Source organism: Kitasatospora sp. Root107, from assembly GCF_001424875.1.
In the GTDB taxonomy this organism is placed as follows: Bacteria; Actinomycetota; Actinomycetes; order Streptomycetales; family Streptomycetaceae; genus Kitasatospora.
Genome location: NZ_LMCT01000031.1, coordinates 80,004 through 97,987, shown reverse-complemented (window position 1 = coordinate 97,987; position 17,984 = coordinate 80,004). Strand labels below are relative to the sequence as shown.

The 17,984-nt window shown below is 69.9% G+C and carries 18 protein-coding genes; 12 read left to right on the top strand and 6 right to left on the bottom strand.

Features of this window, described 5'->3' with window-relative positions; translation table 11 throughout:
* Nucleotides 1-22: 22 nt before the first annotated feature.
* Together ASC99_RS25085 and ASC99_RS25080 are read right to left on the bottom strand one after the other, a co-directional pair.
* A complete protein-coding gene (locus tag ASC99_RS25085) occupies nucleotides 23-1,168 on the bottom strand; it encodes a metalloprotease (protein ID WP_235583129.1) in 1,146 nt (381 codons plus the stop codon).
* A gap of 194 nt (nucleotides 1,169-1,362) precedes the next feature.
* Nucleotides 1,363-2,214 carry a helix-turn-helix transcriptional regulator gene (locus ASC99_RS25080; RefSeq protein ID WP_057235983.1) on the bottom strand — a complete coding sequence of 284 codons (852 nt, stop codon included), beginning with the start codon at nucleotides 2,212-2,214 and terminating at the stop codon, nucleotides 1,363-1,365.
* 200 nt (nucleotides 2,215-2,414) lie between these two features.
* On the opposite strand from ASC99_RS25080, the gene ASC99_RS42230 reads away from it, so the two are divergent.
* The 5 genes from ASC99_RS42230 to ASC99_RS25060 are packed head-to-tail and all read left to right on the top strand — an operon-like array spanning nucleotide 2,415 to nucleotide 6,902.
* Nucleotides 2,415-3,809, top strand: a complete 1,395-nt coding sequence (locus ASC99_RS42230; RefSeq protein WP_082598599.1) for an alkaline phosphatase family protein — start codon at nucleotides 2,415-2,417, stop codon at nucleotides 3,807-3,809.
* On the top strand, nucleotides 3,809-4,159 hold the full coding sequence (locus tag ASC99_RS41125; RefSeq protein WP_235583128.1) for a hypothetical protein: 351 nt from the start codon (nucleotides 3,809-3,811) through the stop codon (nucleotides 4,157-4,159). The genes ASC99_RS42230 and ASC99_RS41125 overlap by 1 nt, the downstream gene beginning before the upstream one ends.
* Nucleotides 4,102-4,998 (top strand): MFS transporter, encoded by an 897-nt coding sequence (locus ASC99_RS25070; RefSeq protein WP_235583127.1) that lies wholly within the window; start codon nucleotides 4,102-4,104, stop codon nucleotides 4,996-4,998. The genes ASC99_RS41125 and ASC99_RS25070 overlap by 58 nt, the downstream gene beginning before the upstream one ends.
* Complete coding sequence (locus tag ASC99_RS25065; RefSeq protein WP_200948413.1) at nucleotides 4,980-5,924, top strand: hypothetical protein; 945 nt, start codon at nucleotides 4,980-4,982, stop codon at nucleotides 5,922-5,924. Before ASC99_RS25070 ends, ASC99_RS25065 begins: the two co-directional genes overlap by 19 nt.
* A gap of 30 nt (nucleotides 5,925-5,954) precedes the next feature.
* Entirely contained in the window at nucleotides 5,955-6,902 is a 948-nt protein-coding gene (locus tag ASC99_RS25060; protein ID WP_057235976.1) for an AEC family transporter, read from the top strand.
* Here the strand turns inward: ASC99_RS25060 and ASC99_RS41120 are convergent.
* The 3 genes from ASC99_RS41120 to ASC99_RS25045 all read right to left on the bottom strand — a co-directional run bounded on the left by ASC99_RS41120 (nucleotide 6,856) and on the right by ASC99_RS25045 (nucleotide 9,353).
* Entirely contained in the window at nucleotides 6,856-7,167 is a 312-nt protein-coding gene (locus ASC99_RS41120; protein WP_057235973.1) for a hypothetical protein, read from the bottom strand. The two genes, ASC99_RS25060 and ASC99_RS41120, sit on opposite strands and share 47 nt — an antisense overlap.
* 660 nt (nucleotides 7,168-7,827) lie before the next feature.
* Nucleotides 7,828-8,949 (bottom strand): caspase family protein, encoded by a 1,122-nt coding sequence (locus ASC99_RS25050; protein WP_057235970.1) that lies wholly within the window; start codon nucleotides 8,947-8,949, stop codon nucleotides 7,828-7,830.
* Nucleotides 8,946-9,353, bottom strand: coding sequence for a hypothetical protein (locus ASC99_RS25045; RefSeq protein WP_057235967.1), 408 nt, complete (start codon nucleotides 9,351-9,353; stop codon nucleotides 8,946-8,948). Before ASC99_RS25045 ends, ASC99_RS25050 begins: the two co-directional genes overlap by 4 nt.
* Nucleotides 9,354-9,595: 242 nt before the next feature.
* On the opposite strand from ASC99_RS25045, the gene ASC99_RS25040 reads away from it, so the two are divergent.
* Both ASC99_RS25040 and ASC99_RS25035 read left to right on the top strand, forming a co-directional pair.
* Nucleotides 9,596-10,906, top strand: a complete 1,311-nt coding sequence (locus tag ASC99_RS25040) for a hypothetical protein (RefSeq protein ID WP_057235964.1) — start codon at nucleotides 9,596-9,598, stop codon at nucleotides 10,904-10,906.
* A gap of 50 nt (nucleotides 10,907-10,956) precedes the next feature.
* Nucleotides 10,957-11,286 (top strand): DHCW motif cupin fold protein, encoded by a 330-nt coding sequence (locus ASC99_RS25035; protein ID WP_057235962.1) that lies wholly within the window; start codon nucleotides 10,957-10,959, stop codon nucleotides 11,284-11,286.
* A 639-nt stretch (nucleotides 11,287-11,925) separates the two neighbouring features.
* Here ASC99_RS25035 and ASC99_RS25030 read toward each other — a convergent pair.
* Complete coding sequence (locus tag ASC99_RS25030; RefSeq protein WP_057235959.1) at nucleotides 11,926-14,235, bottom strand: hypothetical protein; 2,310 nt, start codon at nucleotides 14,233-14,235, stop codon at nucleotides 11,926-11,928.
* Between the two features lie 217 nt (nucleotides 14,236-14,452).
* Here ASC99_RS25030 and ASC99_RS25025 point away from each other — a divergent pair, with 217 nt between their 5' ends.
* The 5 genes from ASC99_RS25025 to ASC99_RS25005 form a co-directional block, all read left to right on the top strand.
* Nucleotides 14,453-14,755 (top strand): hypothetical protein, encoded by a 303-nt coding sequence (locus tag ASC99_RS25025; RefSeq protein WP_157531726.1) that lies wholly within the window; start codon nucleotides 14,453-14,455, stop codon nucleotides 14,753-14,755.
* 599 nt (nucleotides 14,756-15,354) lie between these two features.
* Nucleotides 15,355-15,786, top strand: a complete 432-nt coding sequence (locus ASC99_RS25020) for a hypothetical protein (RefSeq protein WP_057235953.1) — start codon at nucleotides 15,355-15,357, stop codon at nucleotides 15,784-15,786.
* A gap of 220 nt (nucleotides 15,787-16,006) precedes the next feature.
* Nucleotides 16,007-16,525: a MarR family winged helix-turn-helix transcriptional regulator gene (locus ASC99_RS25015; protein ID WP_057235951.1), complete on the top strand. Its 519-nt coding sequence runs from the start codon at nucleotides 16,007-16,009 to the stop codon at nucleotides 16,523-16,525.
* A gap of 106 nt (nucleotides 16,526-16,631) precedes the next feature.
* A complete protein-coding gene (locus tag ASC99_RS25010; RefSeq protein ID WP_057235948.1) occupies nucleotides 16,632-17,093 on the top strand; it encodes a hypothetical protein in 462 nt (153 codons plus the stop codon).
* 38 nt (nucleotides 17,094-17,131) lie between these two features.
* A partial coding sequence (locus tag ASC99_RS25005) for an SDR family oxidoreductase (RefSeq protein WP_057235946.1) occupies nucleotides 17,132-17,984 on the top strand: 853 nt, incomplete at its 3' end.

Genomic DNA, 17,984 nt, shown 5'->3' with positions numbered 1-17,984 from the left:
TGACGGTCGGCCTGAGCAGGTGTCAGTAGTCGATGGTGTGCCGGTGGAGGATGTCGGCGGCGGCCCCGGTGGTGGGCAGGGGCGGGGTGGCGGTGGGCCGGTCCTCGGTGAAGTACTCGCGGAAGTCCTCGCTGGGGTTCTCGGCCATCAGGGTGATGGTGCGGTTCCAGTCGCCGCCGTCGGGGCCGGCCGCCGACCAGAGGTCGAGCAGTGAGCTGCCGACCCGGCCCTGGACGGTGTCGCCGCGGTCCCAGCCGGCCGTGGTGGGGTCGTTGGCGAAGCTGTAGGAGCTGCCGTCCTCGAAGACGTAGCGGTAGTCGCCGAGGGTGTAGGCGGCCACCGCGTCGGCGAAGCCCTCCGTCCAGGCGCAGGTGGTGGAGCTGGACCGCTCGATGTAGTGCGGGTTGCAGCCGGTCACGGTCGGGAAGTCGTGGCTGTACAGCTGCCACTGGAACCAGTGCCCCGCCTCGTGCAGGATCAGGTGCTCGGAGTCCGGCATGTCGGTGCCCAGGATGACGAAGTTGGTGCCCTGGTAGTCCCAGTAGCCGGCGTTGGTGCGCTTGGGGTCCCAGACGAAGGTGAGGGTGTCGCAGCCGCCGTCGGCCTGGTGGCTGGTCCAGCAGCTGCTGGTGGGGTTGCCGCGCTTCCAGTACAGGAGGTTGAGGGTGTCCACGATGTGCCAGGCGCGCTGCATCGTGGTGGGGACCTTCACGGTGCCGAGGTCCTGACCGGTGGAGACGTTGCTGCGGTGTGCGGAGTCGAAGGTGTACTGGGCCTGGTTGCCGGGGCTCTTGATGACCCGCCACATCGAGGTGCTGGCGGAGTTGAAGCGGACGAACGCCTCGGGGAGTGGGGCGGACGCGGTGTAGCAGGCGTTGAACCTCCCGGAGCCGCTGTCGGTGATCCCGAAGGCGAGGCGGCGGACCGTGCCGGTGGTCGAAGTCCGGCCCCAGAGCTCCCAGTTGGCGTTGCGGGCGACCTGGGTCAGGACGGGCTTTGCGGGGCCGGACTCGGCGTCCTGATGGTCGTAGGCGAGGGTGCCGCTGAGGCAGACCGTGCTGGCCGCACCGGCCTGGCCGACCGCCAGCGGGGTGAACGGGACGAGCAGGCCGACGGCGGCTGCGAGGATGATCCGGGTGAGGTGACGACGGGGACGGCGTTCTGCCATGGTCGGTCTCCTGGAGGTGAGGGTCGAGCTCCGAGTGGCGTCCTGCGGGACCGGCCGGTGTGTAGCGGCTCGGCCGGTAACTTCCGCTGTGTGGGCGGGACTTGGGTGGGAGCCCGCAGCGGTGAGAGAGGACTATGCCCGATGCGCGGAGACATTGCAACGTAACATTTCACCGCGGGTTCGGCCTCGGCGGCTCAGCCGGTCCAGCGGATCCCGTGGAATCCGGGAGACAGGTCGTAGTCCACCAGGTGGGCCAACCGGCCGTCGATCAGGCGCAGTTGGGACACGTCCTTGTGCGGCGATCGGCTGTCGAGCCGCCAGATCCGGTACGCCCGCCGGGCGTTCGCCGAGGGCTCGAACCGGACCGTCAGCTCGAAGTGCTGTCCGGCTGTGCGAAACCAGCGTCCGTGGTGCAGATCCGCCTCGGTGGACGTCACGGTGTGCTCCAGCGCGAAGGTCTCGCCCTTGCTGAGCGGCCCGAAGAGGAGTTCGGCGGCGATCAGTCTGGCGTCCGGGTCGGTGTGCACCCGCCCGAGCGCGCAGTCCCGCCCGGCCCGGATCTCTGGCAGTGCCTCGGCTCCGACGTGGTAGAGCACCACATGTCGCCCGGCCCCGGAGCGGCGCGCGCGGACGACGGAGCGGACGGTGGACGCCCACCCGCGATCCGTGACCGTCACGTCGTCCTGCACCGCGAGGATGTCCAGATCGGGATCGGCCGGATCGGCCAGCGTGGCCCGTAGCCGGGTGGCCGGCAGCAGCGGAGTGCCCGGTACGAGTGCGGGCCTGCGGCTGCCCCGGTGCGCCGGTTCCGCCAGCAGCCTGCTCAACGAGCCCCCGTCGAGCCCCAGCAGGAGCTCCAGCTCGGCGACCGCGCGCAGGCTCTCCGGCCGCTGCGGCCGGCTGGTGCCGCGCTGCCAGTTGCTCAGCGTCGAGACGCTGACCCGCAGGCCGAGGGCGGCCAGCCGGTCACAGAGCCGGTCGAGGCTGAGGCCGCGAGCGGTGATGGCCCAGCGCAGGGCGCTGTGGAACGGGCCGGTGCGCAGCACGTGCCGGAGGTCGTCGATCGGAGGCCCCCAGATAAGTTACCGACGGGTACTGGATTTTCACTGCCGCCCGGCCGTTCCCGCAGGCAGCGCCGGTCCGCCCGGGCGGCCGCTCCCCGGATGTCGGCCCGCACGCTACCGCCTGCACCCCCACTGCCTCCACCATGTGCCCGACCTCGGCATCCACGAATGAGGAGCTGTCCATGCCAAGCAGAAGATCCGTGATCACGGCGGTGGTGGCCGCCGTGATGACCCTGGCCGCTACCGGGGCGGCGCTGGGCGAAGCCGTTCCGTCCGCCGCACCGCAGAGCACCACCGCAGTCGTCACCGCAGTGCCGCGGCCCGACCACGTCGTGGTCGTCACGTTCGAGAACAAGGACTACTCGACGATCATCGGCAGCTCCAGCGCGCCGTACATCAACCAACTCGCCGGGCAGGGCGCGAGCTTCACCCAGTCGTTCGGCGTCACGCACCCCAGCCAGGGCAACTACGTCGCGATGTTCTCCGGCTCCCAACAGGGCGTCACGGACGACTCCTGCCCGAAGAACTTCACCGGCAAGGCCAACCTCGGCAGCCAGCTGATCGGGGCCGGTCTCACGTTCAAGGGCTACTCCGAGGGCATGCCCTCGGACGGCTACACCGGGTGCAGCAGCGGCAAGTACGTCCGCAAGCACAACCCCTGGGTCGACTTCGACAACGTCCCGGCTGCGAGCAACGTCCGCTACAGCACCTTCCCCACGGACTACACCCAGCTGCCGACCGTCTCCTTCGTCGTCCCCGACATGTGCAACGACATGCACGACTGCTCGGTCGGCACCGGCGACACCTGGCTGAAGAACAACCTCGACGGGTACGCGCAGTGGGCCAAGACCCACAACAGCCTGCTGGTCGTCACCTTCGACGAGGACAACTTCAGCTCGGTGAACCAGATCGCGACCGTCTTCGTCGGCGAGAAGGTCCGCCCCGGCACCTCCGCCGGGCAGATCAACCACTACAACGTGCTGCGGACCATCGAGGACGCCTACGGCCTCAGCCCGCTCGGCTCGGCGGCGACCGCCACGCCGATCACCGACGTGTGGACGACCTCCTCTCCCTCCCCGAGCCCGTCGCCGTCGCCTTCGCCGACCGGCAGTCCCAGTCCGTCGCCCTCGCCCACCACAGCCGGTGGCATCGTCAACGGCGGCTTCGAGTACGGGACTTTCAACGGCTGGACCCGCACCGGCACCACCGCCATCACCGACACCGCGCACGTCGGTGCCTACAGCGGTGCGGCCGGAGCCACCACCCCGACCAACGGGGACTCCGTCCTGAGCCAGACGTTCACCGCGCCGCCGGGCGTCACCAAGCTCACCGTCTGGTGGAAGGGCGACTGCCAGGACACCGTGAAGTACGCCTGGGCCAGCGTCGTGGTCAAGCACAACACCAGCGGCAGCACGGCCACCCCGCTGGCCAAGACCTGTACCAGGGGCGGCAGTTGGCAGCAGGTGACCGACACCCTCACCCCCGGTCACTCCTACACCGTGCAGCTGGTCAACCACGACGACAACTACCCGGGTGACCCCAGCATCACCTGGTTCGACGACGTGACGCTGAGCTGATGTACCTCTCGAGCGTCCGGGTCGGGGCCGCCGTCACGGCGGCCCCGGCCCGGCGGATCCTCACCGGCAACGTCCTCGCCCTCGGCCTGGTCAGCCTGGTCACCGACGTCTCCGCCGAAATGGTCAGCTCGGTGCTGCCCGCCTATCTGGTGCTCGGGCTGCATCTGACGGTCAGTCAGTACGGCATGATGGACGGCCTGTTCACCGGAGCCACCGCCCTGACCCGGGTGGCCGGCGGGTACGCGGCCGACCGGTTCCGCCGCCGCAAGCTGCCCCCGCCGCGATCGGCGCCGTGCTGGCCGTCGACCGGACCGGCAAGGGGCTGCGCACCGCACCCCGGGACGCCCTGATCACCCTCTCCGTCCCCGAGCACCGGCTCGGCCGGGCCTTCGGCGCGCACCGGGCGATGGACAGCCTGGGAGCGTTCGCCGGACCGCTGGTCGCGGTGGGCGTACTCGCGCTGGCGGGCTCGGGCCGCTCGTACGACGCGGTGTTCCTCAGCAGCCTGTGCTTCGCCCTGCTCGGCGTCCTGCTGCTGGCACTCTTCGTCCGCGACCACAGCGAGCCGCTGCCGCCGGGCCGGGTCCGTCCCCGGGCTGCGCTGGCGCTGCTGGGCCGGGGGCCGTTCCGCGCGCTGTGCGCGGCCGCCGCGCTGCTCGGACTGACCACCGTGGGCGACGGGTTCGTCTATCTGCTGCTCCAGCGCCGGGACGACCTGCCGGTCACCGCCTTCCCGCTGCTCGCCGTCGGCTCCGCGCTCGCCTACCTGCTGCTGGCCGCGCCGCTCGGCCGGCTGGCCGACCGGATCGGGCGGCGGGCGGTGGTGCTCGGCGGCTACGGGGCCGTGGTCGCCGTGCAGGTGCTGCTGGCGGCCGGGGCGGGCGGCCCGGTGCTGCTGGTACCGGCTGTCCTGCTGTTGCACGGCGCGTTCTACGCCGCCACCGACGGCGTGCTGATGGCGTTGGCCGGGCCGCTGCTCCCGGTCGAGTTGCGCACCAGCGGGCTCGCTCTGCTGCAGACCGGGCAGGCGCTGGCCGGTCTGTGCTCCTCGGTGCTGTTCGGGCTGGCCTGGCAGTACTGGGGCACCTCCGCCGCCTGCCTGGCCGCCGCCGGGGCCGCCGCAGTGGCGCTGGCTCTCTCCGTCCCCCTGCTCAAAGGACCCTCCCCCCAATGCAGTTCTCCGCAATGAGATGGCGCATCCTGACCGCCCTGGCCGCGACCCTCCTGCTCGCCGGGGTCGCCGTCGGCTACACCGTGCTGCGGGCCGCGCCCGCTCCCGCCGCGCCGGACACCGCCGTCACCCTGGACGGCCCCGGACTGCTGATCCGCGACACCGCGACCGGCCTGCTCGCCGTGCAGCACCCCGACGGCGTCCGTACCAGGTCGGCGCTGCCGTGCGCCCGGGTGTACGCGGCCGGTGGCACCGGGGTGTGCCTGTTGGAGAGCCCGGCCTCGTACCAACTGACGGTTCTCGACCGGGAGTTGCGCCAGCTACGGGCCATCCCGCTGAACGGTGTGCCCAGTCGGGCCCGGGTCTCGGCCTCCGGGCGGATGGTGTCCTGGACGGTCTTCGTCACCGGCGACTCCTACAACGGCGGCCGCTTCTCCACCCGCTCCGGCATCCTGGACACCCGCAGCGGCACCCTGGCGGGCAACCTCGAAGCCTTCACCGTGGACGGTCACCCGCCGGCCCCCGACGCCAACTTCTGGGGCGTCAGCTTCGCGGCCGACGACAACCGCTTCTACGCGACGATGTCGGCCGACGGCCACCGGTCCCTGGTGGTGGGCGACTTCGCGGCCCGGGCGGTACGGGTGCTCAAGGACAACGTGGAGTGCCCGTCGCTCTCCCCGGACGGCACCAGGCTGGCGTACAAGAAGGCGCTCCCCGACCACGGTTGGCGGCTCACCGTGCTTCGGCTGGCAGATCTCGTCGAGACCCCGCTCGCCGAGACCCGTAGCGTCGACGACCAGCCCGCCTGGCTCGACGACCACACGGTCGCGTACGGTCTCCCGCACTCCGGCTCGGGCTCCGACGTCTGGACCGTACCGGCCGACGGCGCCGGGAGCCCGAACCTGCTGGCCCGCGACGCGGAGTCCCCGGCCCCCCTGCGCTGACCGATCACGGGGGGACGATGATGGTGCGTCATGACCATGCAGCCACTGTTGTCGAGTTTCGTGCCGATCTGGGCGCTGACCGCCGTCGGCTACCTGGTCGGCCGGACCGGGCTGTTGGGTGAGCAGGCCGAGGCGGTGCTGGGCCGGTTCGTCTTCCATGTCGCGATGCCCGCCGCGCTGTTCACCATGCTGGCCGGGGCACCGCTGGGGAGTTTCGCCAACACCTCGATACTGGCCTTCGCCGCCGGCACCCTGGCGGCCTCGCTGCTCGGCTGGGCCGCCGCCCGCTGGCTCTTCGACCGCCGCCCGGCCGACCGGACGATCAGCTCGATGGCGGCCGGGTACGTGAACTCCGCCAACCTCGGGATCCCGGTCGCCCTCCAGGTGCTCGGTGATGCCTCGTTCATCGGTCAGGTGCTGCTCTTCCAGGTGCTGCTGGTGACGCCGGTGATCCTGACCGCGCTGGACGTCGGCACCAGGGGCGGGGGAGGGGGCGGTGCCGCGCACCGACGGCTGCTGCTGATGCCGCTGCGCAACCCGGTCATCCTGGCCTCGGCCCTCGGCGCCACCTGCTCGGCCCTCGACTGGCAGCTGCCGACGGCGCTCGGGCACTCCTGCGCGCTGCTCGGCAGCGCCGGGGTCCCCACCGCGCTGATCACCCTCGGCCTCTCCCTGCACGGACGCCCGGCGACCACCGGCAGCTCGCCGCGCGCCGAGGTGGGTGTGGTCGTGCTCACCAAGAACCTGGTCCAGCCGCTGGTCGCGCTGGCCGTGGGCAGTCTGCTGCAGCTGAGCGACCGTCAGCTGCTCGCGGTGGTGCTCTGCTCCGCGCTGCCCACCGCCCAGAACGTGTTCGTCTTCGCGCGCGAGTACGGCCTGAGCACCGCGCTGCCGCGGAACTCGGTGCTCTGCTCGACGCTGCTGTCGATGGTCACCCTGTCGGCCATCGACTGGGCGCTGATGCCGCCCGGCCGGTGATCCGGCGGGCCAGCAACGGGATGTCCACCGGCCGCGTGGTGTCGACGCGGTGCACCGGCCCGAGGCCGAGCGGTTCGGCTGCCCGGCTCCACCGCTCCCACCGCTCCTCGGCGTCCGCCGGGTCCTCGAGGTGCACGGGGTGCCGGTCGGCGGCCCGTTCGGCGTACCGGCGGCGCAGGACCGCCAACGGCGCGTCGCACCAGACCTCCTGGACCTGCTGGACGCCTGCCCTGGCGAGCCCGGCCACTGCGAACCGGCGGGCCACGGGCTCTCCAGCACGGCGCCGTCGGGCGCGTGGGCGAGCAGCGTCCACAGGGTCTCCGCGGCGGCGCGGCCGAGGGCGGTGCTCCACTCGCGCGGGGTGGTGCCGGTGCTGGGCGCGAGCTGGTCCGCAAGGGTCTCCTTGATCGAGTCCTTGCTGAACAACGGCAGCCTCAACTCGCTTGCCAGGGCACGGGCGAGGGTGGACTTGCCGGCTGCAGGGAGGCCGTTCACCAGTACGGTCAGCATGGGCCGATCGTAGACCGACGGTACGACCTCGGTTACGGGGTTAGTACCGCGCGCACGGCGGTGGCGACGGAGCGGCGAACGGAATCGGCCAATGTGCCGCCTTTCGGAGATGTTCCGTCGTCGAAGGTGTCAAAGTCTGTGCCTGCGAGGGAATGACCGTCGCCGCGAACAATCGAGGGATTACGGATGGCTGGGCGTTCTGGGAAGTACTACCGGGCCGGGCACTGGGTGAACCGGTCCGGGGGCAGGGCACGGCCTGCAGCGAAGCCGCTGACGACTGCGGCGGTGCTGGGGCTGGCCGCGGTGGTGGGGTTTCTGGTGTTGATCTCGCCCGACTCCACCGCCCAGGGCCCCAGTACCGTCCCCGCAGCGACGGCCTCGGCTGGTGTCGGGCACTGACGACGGCCGCGGTGTGTCACCGACGCCCGGAACGGTCGAGCAACCTGCGCCATCCCCGGGGTGGGCGGGACTCGGGCGCTGCGCTCGCTCCGGAGGGCAGCCCTTCGGAGACGGCCTTCAGGCGGTTCCAGGCACCGTGCCAGTGCTCGATCTGATCGGGTGGCAAGCCGCAGGCCAGCAGCATTGATCCAGTGCTCCGCCATCGCTGGGGGACCGTGGTCCGGTTGAGCAGTCCGCTGATCGTTGCGGCGGAGAGCGGTGGCACGCACCGTTCACCGACGACCCGTAGGGCGAGGCCGCTCAGGGCCCGCACCTCGCCCAGTGCGTCGATGAACTCCGTGACGGTCTCCAGCGCGGCTGGGTCGGGCCAGTGGCGGCCCGGCCCTTCCGCAGGTGCGACGGTCGTGACGCCGGGCAGGTGCGCATGGTTGCGTCCGAGCAGCAGTCGGCCGGCGGTGTTGCGGTCGCGTTTCTGCGGCTGCGGCCGGCCCTTGGCGGCCAGCGTCGCCCGCAGGTGCCGGTAGACGGACTCCAGGTCCAGCCAGGGTCCCGCACCCTCGATGCCCTGATCTAGTACGCGCAGCAGCTCGCCGGTGAACGCCGTGTACCGCTCACCGGGCGGGGCCAACGCGAGACCCGTCTCCGGGGCGGCCGCGAGGAGGTAACTGCCGTCGATCTCGGCCTGGTCGGCGACCGAGCCGCCCATCAGGCCGAGGGCCTTGCCACTGAAGCAGCAGTCCAGCACGATCACGTGACGCTGGGCCCGACCGGCCATGATCGCGCTGCGCAGCATGGAGTACGGCACGCCGGTGTGCCCTTTTCCTGGCTCGGAACGGGGCAGGCCGAGCACCAGCTCGCCCCGATCGTCGGTCAGACCGTGCCCGGCGAAGTACACCAACAAGGTGTCCCGGCAGGCCCGGGCCGCCTGCTCGACCGGCGCCAGCATCTCGTGCAGGGACGACGGCTCGGCGACCACCGTGCAGTGTTCCGGTGGCAGGCCCCAGGAGTGCCGGGCCGTCAGTGCCCCGGCCAGAGCGGGCAGGTTGTGCGCCACGGCGGGCAGAGGCTCCAGGACGGTGTAGCCGCCGACGCCGATCAGCACCGCCCGGGAGGATGCCGGGTCGGGCAGTCCCTTCACTCCCCGCCGTCCGGGAGTGCCGAGCCGCCCCCGCCTACCGGGCCGTCCTCGCGGTCGGCGGACGGCGGTTGCGTGAGGAGGCTCAGCAGCCGCTGGACCTCCTCGTCCGTCCCGTCGGCGAGCGACACCTCCAGGTCGCCGCGTCGCAGCGTGAGCCGGGGCGGCCTGGGCCGGGTCTGACGCCAGGTCAGCACCGTCATGACGAAGGACGCCGCGCTCCACCCGTTGTCGGTCACCAGTTGCACCGCGTCCAGCAGGTCGCCCATGCTGCCCGAGGGAGCCGGTTGCTCCGTCAGGGACACCTCGGCCGATCGCCGTACCTCGGCGTCCTGCCCCAACCAGTTGTACAACGACCGGAGTTCGCTCTCGACGTCGGCTGCGCCGACCCGTACCTCGACCCGCACTGTCCGGACCCCTCCTCGAAACCGCGCCGACGTCGGCGTCGTGACCTTGGGCATCCTGCCCAGTCCGAGCTGATTCCACCATGCCGGGGTGGCCGAATTCCCAGCGGACCGGGGGGTTGTGGCACCGGATGACCATGACAGATGATCATGCTGCTCTGAGAAGATCCATCACGAGGGGGAGCACGTTGTCCACGCACGCAGAACGACAGAGTGACGACAGGTCAGGAAGCCACGACGAGGCGGTGAAGCGGCCCGGCCGTCGGGCGCTGCTCGCCGGGTTCACCGGGGCGGGTGCCATCGCGGGCAGCCTGGCGCTGGGCGGGGGGAGTGCGGCGGCGGTGGTCGCGGCCACAGGGGTGGACGCCTATGTGGTGAACGTCCTGGCGAAGGGGGCCGACCCGACGGGGCGGACGGCCAGTGACACGGCGTTCCGGGCGGCGGCGGCCGAGCTGCTGGCCGGTGAGCAGGTGAGCCCGGTGGGTGGGCCGACACCGACCAAGGTGCTGCTGATCCCGCCGGGCAACTACCTGCTGACGCAGCCGGATTCGCTGCTGCCGAACGTCAGCGGCGAGACCGCGAAGAAGGTCGTCGACGGCATCACGATCATCGGGTACGGCAAGCGGCTGTCCCGGATCACGTACGCGCCGACGGTGCAAGACACGGTGCTCTGGACCAACGACCAGCGGTACCGGAACATCCGGATCAGCGGGCTGACCTTCGACAGCCTGGACGAGACCGCCACCTTCAACATCGCCAGGTCCTCGACCACCTACGGTGTCCAGGACACCTGGTACACCGACGTCGAGTGGCGCGGCACCTGGAAGGTCGGCATCGGGCTGGACGGCCCGACCACCGCCAACCTGAACAGCGAGATGGGCTGGGACCACTGTCAGATCAGTGGCTCCTACGCCGACGCCTTCCTGGTGATGGGCATGACGCCGTCGGTCTCGCAGCAGGACCAGTTCCTGAACTACTGGTTCCGGGACTGCAAGGTCGAGTTCAAGTCCGGCATCTTCGTGCGGAACGAGCGCGGCGGGTCGATGAACTTCATCGGCGGCTCGTACATCATCACCGACGGAACCTCCACCGGCACCATCTTCCAGCTCGGCGCGGCGGCCAACTCCCGGGCGGACTCGGTGATGCGGCTGCTCGTCCAGGGCATCCGGTTCGAGCTGCGCGGCGTCGGGCACAAGCTGATCGACTCGGCCTGGTACAAGGGCACGATCACCTTCGTCTCCTGCGACGACACCGCCAACTCGTACCAGCCCTGGGCGCCGACGGCGGTCACCCACGTGTACCGCTTCGACACCGTCAACCCGTCGCGCGGGCCGATGGTGCGCTACCAGGACTGCATCCTGATGGGCTCACACCAGGTGACCGCGCCGACCGCGATGACCATGGGCAAGCTGCTCTACGACGGCTGCCGTTTCATCAACATGACGGCGGGCACCGGGGATTCGGGCTTCCTCCGGTGGACGGGCGTCACGCCGTGGTACGAGTTCCGGGACTGCCTGCTGAAGAGCGGCCGCCAGGTCGACGTCAAGGCGCCGTAGCGGGAGGCGTATCCGTCCTGCTCACACGGCAGGACGGATACGCTGCCGGGATGGACATGATCGACATTCCGTTCGGCACCACTGACTGGTCGCAGGTCGCGGCCACCGAGCACCCGGGGGAGACCGGCGTCGCCACCTGGCGGACCAGGGAGTTCGGGTCCGTCCGGGTCCGGATGGTGGAGTACAGCCCGGGCTACCTGGCCGACCACTGGTGCGACCGGGGGCACATCCTGCTGGTCCTCGAAGGCTCGCTGACCACGGAGTTGGGCAACGGCGAGGTGGTCACGCTGACGGCGGGCAGCAGCTACCAGGTCGGCGACGACACCCAGCCGCACCGTTCCAGCACGACGGGGGGCGCCCGGCTGTTCGTGGTCGACTGAGGTGGTTCGGCGCCGCTGCCCGGCTGACGCCGAGGGTCAGGGGCTGCCCGGGCGATCGGAGGGCTCCGCCCAGGTCATGCCAGCGCCCTGCCTCACAGCGCCGGACGCACTGTGAGGCAGGGACGGTAGTCAGGCGATGCTGAAGTAGAACGGAATGTCCGTCACGATCCAGGGAGGGGGCTGGAGGGCAGTCCGCCGTGTGCGGGCTCAGAGTCCCGTGCGGCTGGCCGGGAGCCTGCCATTCGTTAGGGCACGTAGGAAACGGTGATTCATCCCAACGAGCACGACCCGCGGCGGCCAGGCCTCCGCCGGCCCCTCGCGACTGCGCCGGCAACTCCTGGCGCTGCGATTGATCCGGCACGCGTCACCTCCCGGTAGGCCCCCGGCCAGGCGCAGGCAGATGGACGCATGGGAGTTCACCCCGTCAGCCGCAGCAGCTGGCACGACGGCACCGCAGACGGTCACGGCCCCCTCTCGGCATCCGGCAGACCGAAACCCAAGGTCACCAACCTACGCCCAGGTCAGGCATCCTGACGATCCTTCGGACGGGCTTGGGGGCGTACCAGGGGCACGATCGTCCTGAAGCCTGAACTCGGCCCCGGGTCGGACCGGCGGCACCGCGAAGTAGCAGCAGTCCTCTCACGCCCGACGCTGGTACGCGGTGCTGATCCCATAGACCAGGATCGCGCCGAGGATCCAGCCCACCACCATCAGGGCCGTGACTACCCAGCTGGTTCCGAGCCCATCCGGAATCCACAAGGCCCGTTGGCCGAAGCTCACGACGGGCAGGAGCAGGTCGAGAGTGTAGAGGGCTGGCCGAAAACGGTCCCTCGCCTGGTCGTCGCCGCCGAAGGCGTTGGCTAGTGCGGAACTGGGCTCCAGATCGTCCCGCCGATGCGAGAAGTAGACGGTGCCGAAGACCTCGAGCCCCACGAGGAAGTAGAGCACTCGTGCGGGGTGGTAGCCATAGCCGACGGTCGCCCACAAGATCCATGACCAGACTCGCTCGTACCGTCCCGGTCGCGGGCGCTTCTTCTGTGCGCGGTAGAGCACCTTGCGGGCGAAGTCTTCCCGGCCTGCGGCCCGGTAGACGGTGGCGAGCTGCTCGTACGTCTGTGCCGAGTAGGAGCCTCTGACGTAAAGCCAGTCAAGGCGGTCCTTGACGGGCCACTTTCCGAGGTTCCATAGCGAGCCGTAGGTGAAGTCGTCGAGCAGCGTGCGGTGCTTCGGCCAGACCTTCGGCTCGTCCCTGAGTACCCCGACGGAGGCGTTCCGAAGGTCAACCTTCCCGCCGATGGGGTTGTCACCTCGGAAGCAGAACTCGCCCTTCACCGTCATACCGCGAAGATCGACTGCCACGTCGTTGAACCCACTGCTGACGTTGGGCTTGATGATTCGCAGGTCGCCACCAATGCTCGCGGCAAGGATCCTGATCGTTCCTCGGACCATGAGATGGTTCAACTCGACTGTCTGGGTGGATTTGAGGCCATCCAGGCGAAGTGCGTCCTGCCCGGGGCGGTGGAACTGGCCTCCGATCCGGAGGCTTCCGACGCTTGCACCGGAAAGGTCGACCATCCCCTTGCTTTCGAATGTTCCTTCGAGGATGAGGTTGGTGCGGACCGTCAACTGCTGCGCGGCTACCGCAACTTGTCCGCCGTTCCGGAAGGATCCGTCCGAGAGGATGGCTTGCCCTCCGATCTCGGCTCCCTCGAGTGTCACCCTCCCGACGGCGGTGAAGCCGTTGCCGAGCTTGAGATCGCGGGTGACCTTCATGCCGCGGGCGTCGAGGGCGTCCTCGTCGGCTCTGGAGTGGGTCATGGAACCGCCACGGCAGTCGAGGTTGCCCTTGATGACAGCGTCCGCCAGGACGACCTTTCCTTCGGCTCGGAACCCGGTGCGGTTCGAGTCGTGGGGTGCGGTCTCGGTGGCGAAGTTGATGTCGCGTACCTGGAGGCCGCGGGCATCGATGGCGGTGTCCGTCAAGTGGAGGAACTGGCCGCCATTGGCTTCCAGGTTTCCATCGACGGTTGCGCCGGCCAGCATGAGCATGCCGTTGACGGTCGCGCCTGCCGAGAAGTACAGGTGCTGCTGGACCTGGACTCTGGCCAGGTCCAGTGCGGGATCCCGGCCTTGCCCGTGGAAGGCCGCGCCGTCGAAGAGCATGGACCCACCGACAACCGCGCCGGTGAAGTCCACTGGACTGTCAGCCGAGAAACCGATGCAGTCGATATCACCGCTGACCTTGGACTTCCGCACATGCAGTACACAGCTGTCATGCAGCGGGCATCGGTTAGCGCCGGACGAGGTCAGCGTGGTGCCTCGGAGGCTGAGTTGCCCGTCAACAGCGGCTCCGCTGAGATTTGTCTGCCCAAGAACGGTCATGCCGTTCAGGTGCGCGCCGGCACCAATGATGATGCCGGTCATCGCTAGCGTGGGATCCTTGGAGCGGGTGGGATCGCCTCGGAGAACCACGTTCCGAAGGTTCAACTGCTTGTCGATCCGGGCCTCTTTGAGATTGACGGTCGTACAGCGCGACTCCGAGAGGAACAGGCTGTTCGCCGTGTGGAGCTGAGCCGCAGTGACTCGCGCCAGGTAGCAGTGCTCTAGATACACCGCCGGCGCCGTCGCCTGTTCCAGGTTGATTTCCTCTGCAACGTGGCAGTTCTTGAGCTCCAAGACCGCGTTCAGGGTCGCGGCCTCCAGATCGAGTTTTCCCTCGATGCGGGCCCCCTCCAAGCGCAGCCGGGTGACGCGTGGAGCGATTTTTGGGTCGGTCAGGAGGAAGCGGATGGCGGCCGCCCTGATCGTGCGCTCATCCGGCCAGCTTGCACCCTGACTTGCGTCCCCGCCGCCGAGATTGGTCCCCTGTGAGGCCAGGGTGTTCTCGTAGAGCTTCTGCTCGGCTGTGGACCATGCCATTGGCGGGCCGAGGGTGATGCCAGCAGGCACGGCGGACTCCTTCGAAATCGTTCGAGTGCGCACCGTGAGAGTAGGCCAGTACTTACCGCCAACCCGGGACGAGGGCGACCGGCGGGTCCGTGTCGCTAACGCATGAACGGGGGGCAGCCGCGCGCTCCGGTGTGGGCCGGGTCGGTGGAATCGGGCACGGCGGGTTCGTGTGAGACTGGCCGCGACTGTGCTGGCCCGACCGAGATGGTGTTTCACTGTGCGCGACTCTGAGCCCGAGCCCGGCGACGCCGACTTCTCCGCGACGGGAGAGCCGGGAGAAGGGTGGCAGCAGGCGGTGGATGTGGTCCAGGCTGTGGTGGCCTGGTACAGCGCGGCCATCCACCAGGTCCAGCACACCGGCGGCTCCGAAGCCGACAAAGACCTGCTGCAGCTTCGCTCCGCCCGGCAGGCGGCGCTGGAGGACCTGGACCGGCTCGACCTGGGAGTCGGCACCGCCGAGGAACAGCAGCTCACTGCCGACTACACCCGGATCCTGCGGGACCTGACCGCCCGTCAGTAGCCCCTGATCGAGGCGGGCAGATCCCGGGCGGTAGCCGTCTCCAAAGCTGGGGTATGCATCTGAGCGGGCATCAGCAGACGGGCCCGGGCGGCGATCTGCCTCAGCTCAAACCGATGCTGCGGCAGCGCGCGGACCAGATCCGCGTTCAGCGCGAGGAACCGCACGGCGTCCCGCTCGGTGTAGGAGCGGACGCGTTCGGCCGCCAGGGCGGGGCCCGCAGCGACGCCGCAGCCGGGCTACCACAGCACCTGGCCATCCCGGTTCACCACACCCAGCTCCCCTGCGGACTCCCGGCTGCTCCGGGACGAGCCGCGGGCGGCGGGGCGACACGTTCCGCCGCTCTGGCGGATCCAGTACTCACGCCAGCAGGACTTCGACGTTTTTCCTGTTCAGAGGGCTGCGCGGTGATTGTAGTGGGCTGATGGGTCGTCAGGGGTGGTCTTCTCGGGGCTGCCCCTCGATACGGGTCCGTGCGGGCTGCGCCCGTTCGGGTGGTGGGCGGCGAGCCGCCGTCGCCGATCGTGTGTGCACCGATTGAATCGGCGCGTCCGTGGTTCAGTGGCGCCGTCCCGCGCCGCGTATCAGAGGAGGAGTCTGTCATGGCACCCGTACCCACCGGCGTCTACGCGATCACCAAGCCCGGCGAACAGATGCTCACCCTGCAGGAAGGGAAGGGGGATGCGGTCATCCTCCCGCCCACCGGTGAGCCGGGCGAGCAGGAGTGGCAGGTGGAGGCGCTCGGCAACGGCAATGTCCACATCCGCAACCTCAAGCACGGGACGTACCTGGGCTACGGCGACGAGCCCAACGTGAACGCGCCCGTGAAGGGCTCCACCGAGATGTGCGAGTGGGCGCTCTACCAGAGCGCCCAGCCGTTCACCTTCCACGTGGTCGTTCCCGGCGGACCGATCGACGGTGCGGAACTCGCGCTGGACGCCAGCCTGCTGAGGATCTTCCCGCCGCGCACCGCGCTGCGCCCGTTGGAGGTCGGCGACCAGCGGCAGGCGTGGCGGTTCGAGTTCCGCGAGTAGAACCGGCCGTGCTTGTCCTGCTGGGCCCCCGGGATCTGCGGATCGCCGGGGGCCCGGCTGTTTCATGGCCGGGGCCCCGCCATCAAGGGGGAGGAGGCGGGGGATCGGGGGGTGGACCGGGGTAGTGGCGAGGGTCGCGGAGTCCTCTGGCAACCCAGATGCACAGGAGCCAGGGCCTGGCGCCTTGACGACCGAAGTAGTTAGCTGCCATATTATCTGCATGACGAGGAACGGGGATGACGGCGAGACGCCCACGCTGGACCAGGCCAGGCGGCAGGTCGAGCACTACGGCTTGGAGGTCGATCCGCAGGCGGTGCTGGTCGCGGTGCGACTGATCTCGGCGGGAGCTCGGGTCGGCCGCGCGGCTGAGGCGCACTTTGCCAGGTTCGGCCTGTCGACGGGGCGGTACCGCCTGCTCGTCGACCTCGAAGCCCATGGCGGGGAGAAGTCCCCTTCGCATCTTGCTGCGGATCTCGATATCTCCAGGGCCACGGTCACCGGCCTGCTGGACGGCCTCGAACGCGAAGGCCTGATCGCCCGGCGCCCGTCCGTGGAGGACGGGCGGGGCACGGTGGCCATCCTGACGGCGCGTGGTGCGCAGCGCCTGCGTGACATGGCGCCCGAGCACTTCGGGCGACTGGAGGCGATGGTGGGCGGGCTCAGCGGCGAGGAGCGCGCGGTGTTCCTGGACCTGCTCGCCCGGGTCGTGCGCGGCAGTGCGGCCCTGGCCGCCGACTGATCCGACCTGCGGCTTGTTCGGCCCCGCCCTCCGGGCAGGGCCCTTTTTATGGCGCAATAGTTAGCCAGCTAATTAGGTTGCCTGTCCGAACGAGAAAGAGGTCAGCATGCCAGCAACGAAGGACCCAGCCAGCCGAAGCCGGACGGCCTCCCGGAAGTTCGTCCTGTGGCGGGAGGTGCTGACCGCCTACGCCGCCCCCGCGCTGATGGCCGGCGCGGCCGGAGTCGTCACCGGGCAGCGGGACCTGGCCGTGGCGGCCGGTACCTCCATCGCCGGGACCTCCGCCGTGGTGGCGTTCCTGGTCGGCGTCTGGCTGCAGCGCGGCGGGCGGCCGCGACGGTGGACCACCGTCATACCGCGCGTCGCCCTGACCGCCTTGCTCGTCATCGCCGCCGTCGGCGTAGCCGGACTGCTGGGATGGTTCGTCGCCGAGTGGCTGCCCGCGCACACCTCGGTTCCCGGTGCGCCCTGGCTGGAGCGCCTGCGCATCGACCTGCCGGTCTCGGCGGCACTCGCCACCACCATCGTCACCCTGCGCTGGCGCAGCACCACCGCGTCCCAGTCGTAGCCCCAGCGGTACCCACCACCAAGAAACGAGGACACCTGATGATCGTTGTCATGGGAGCGACCGGAGCAACCGGAAACGCCCTGCTCCACCGCCTCCGCGCACTCGGCGAACCTGTGCGCGCACTGACCCGAACCCCGCAACGGCCGTTGCCCGGTCTGACCGGCACACACCACCCGCCCGTGGAGGTCCAGTACGCCGACGCCACCGACCCGCACTCGCTGCGTACCGCCTTCAAGGGCGCGAGTCGGCTCTTCCTCGCCATGGCCAACAGCCCCGCACAGGTCGAACTCGAGACTCGTGTCATCGACATCGCCGCCGACTCCGGCATCGGACACATCGTCAAGATCTCGGCACCCGCAGCCGAACCCGACTCCCCGGTCGCCATCTCCCGTGGGCACCACGCCGTCGAGGAGCACCTGCGGGCCACCGGGATCGCTCACACCATCCTGCGCCCGTACGCGTTCATGCAGAACCTCCTGCGCCTGGCCCCCGCCGTCGCCGAAGGAGTCATCCTCGGCAGCATGGGTGACGCACCCTGCAACTACGTCGACTGCCGCGACATCGGCGACGTCGCCGCCGCCGCGCTCACCAGGCCCGAGATCTCCGGCGGTACGTACACCCTGACCGGCCCCGAAGCCGTCTCCTACCCCGAACTCGCCGCCCGCCTGAGCACCCTGACCGGCAGTCGGATCCGCTACGTCGACCTCACCCCGGACGAACTGCGCGACAACCTCATCCACCGTGCCGGGATGCCCGCCTGGCTCGCCGAGCACGTGACGGAGATCCAGCAACTCGCGATAGCCCGGCCGGAAACCCCCACCACCACGGTGACCGACATCCTCGGCCGTCCGTCCCGCACCCTCGACGCCTTCCTGTACGAACAGCGCGACC

Coding starts and splice junctions, on each gene's coding strand:
- ASC99_RS25085 (WP_235583129.1), bottom strand. CDS start 1,168: ATGGCAGAACGCCGTCCCCGTCGTCACCTCACCCGGATCATCCTCGCA.
- ASC99_RS41125 (WP_235583128.1), top strand. CDS start 3,809: ATGTACCTCTCGAGCGTCCGGGTCGGGGCCGCCGTCACGGCGGCCCCG.
- ASC99_RS25010 (WP_057235948.1), top strand. CDS start 16,632: ATGCCAGCAACGAAGGACCCAGCCAGCCGAAGCCGGACGGCCTCCCGG.
- ASC99_RS25020 (WP_057235953.1), top strand. CDS start 15,355: ATGGCACCCGTACCCACCGGCGTCTACGCGATCACCAAGCCCGGCGAA.
- ASC99_RS25065 (WP_200948413.1), top strand. CDS start 4,980: ATGCAGTTCTCCGCAATGAGATGGCGCATCCTGACCGCCCTGGCCGCG.
- ASC99_RS42230 (WP_082598599.1), top strand. CDS start 2,415: ATGCCAAGCAGAAGATCCGTGATCACGGCGGTGGTGGCCGCCGTGATG.
- ASC99_RS25015 (WP_057235951.1), top strand. CDS start 16,007: ATGACGAGGAACGGGGATGACGGCGAGACGCCCACGCTGGACCAGGCC.
- ASC99_RS25060 (WP_057235976.1), top strand. CDS start 5,955: ATGACCATGCAGCCACTGTTGTCGAGTTTCGTGCCGATCTGGGCGCTG.
- ASC99_RS25035 (WP_057235962.1), top strand. CDS start 10,957: ATGGACATGATCGACATTCCGTTCGGCACCACTGACTGGTCGCAGGTC.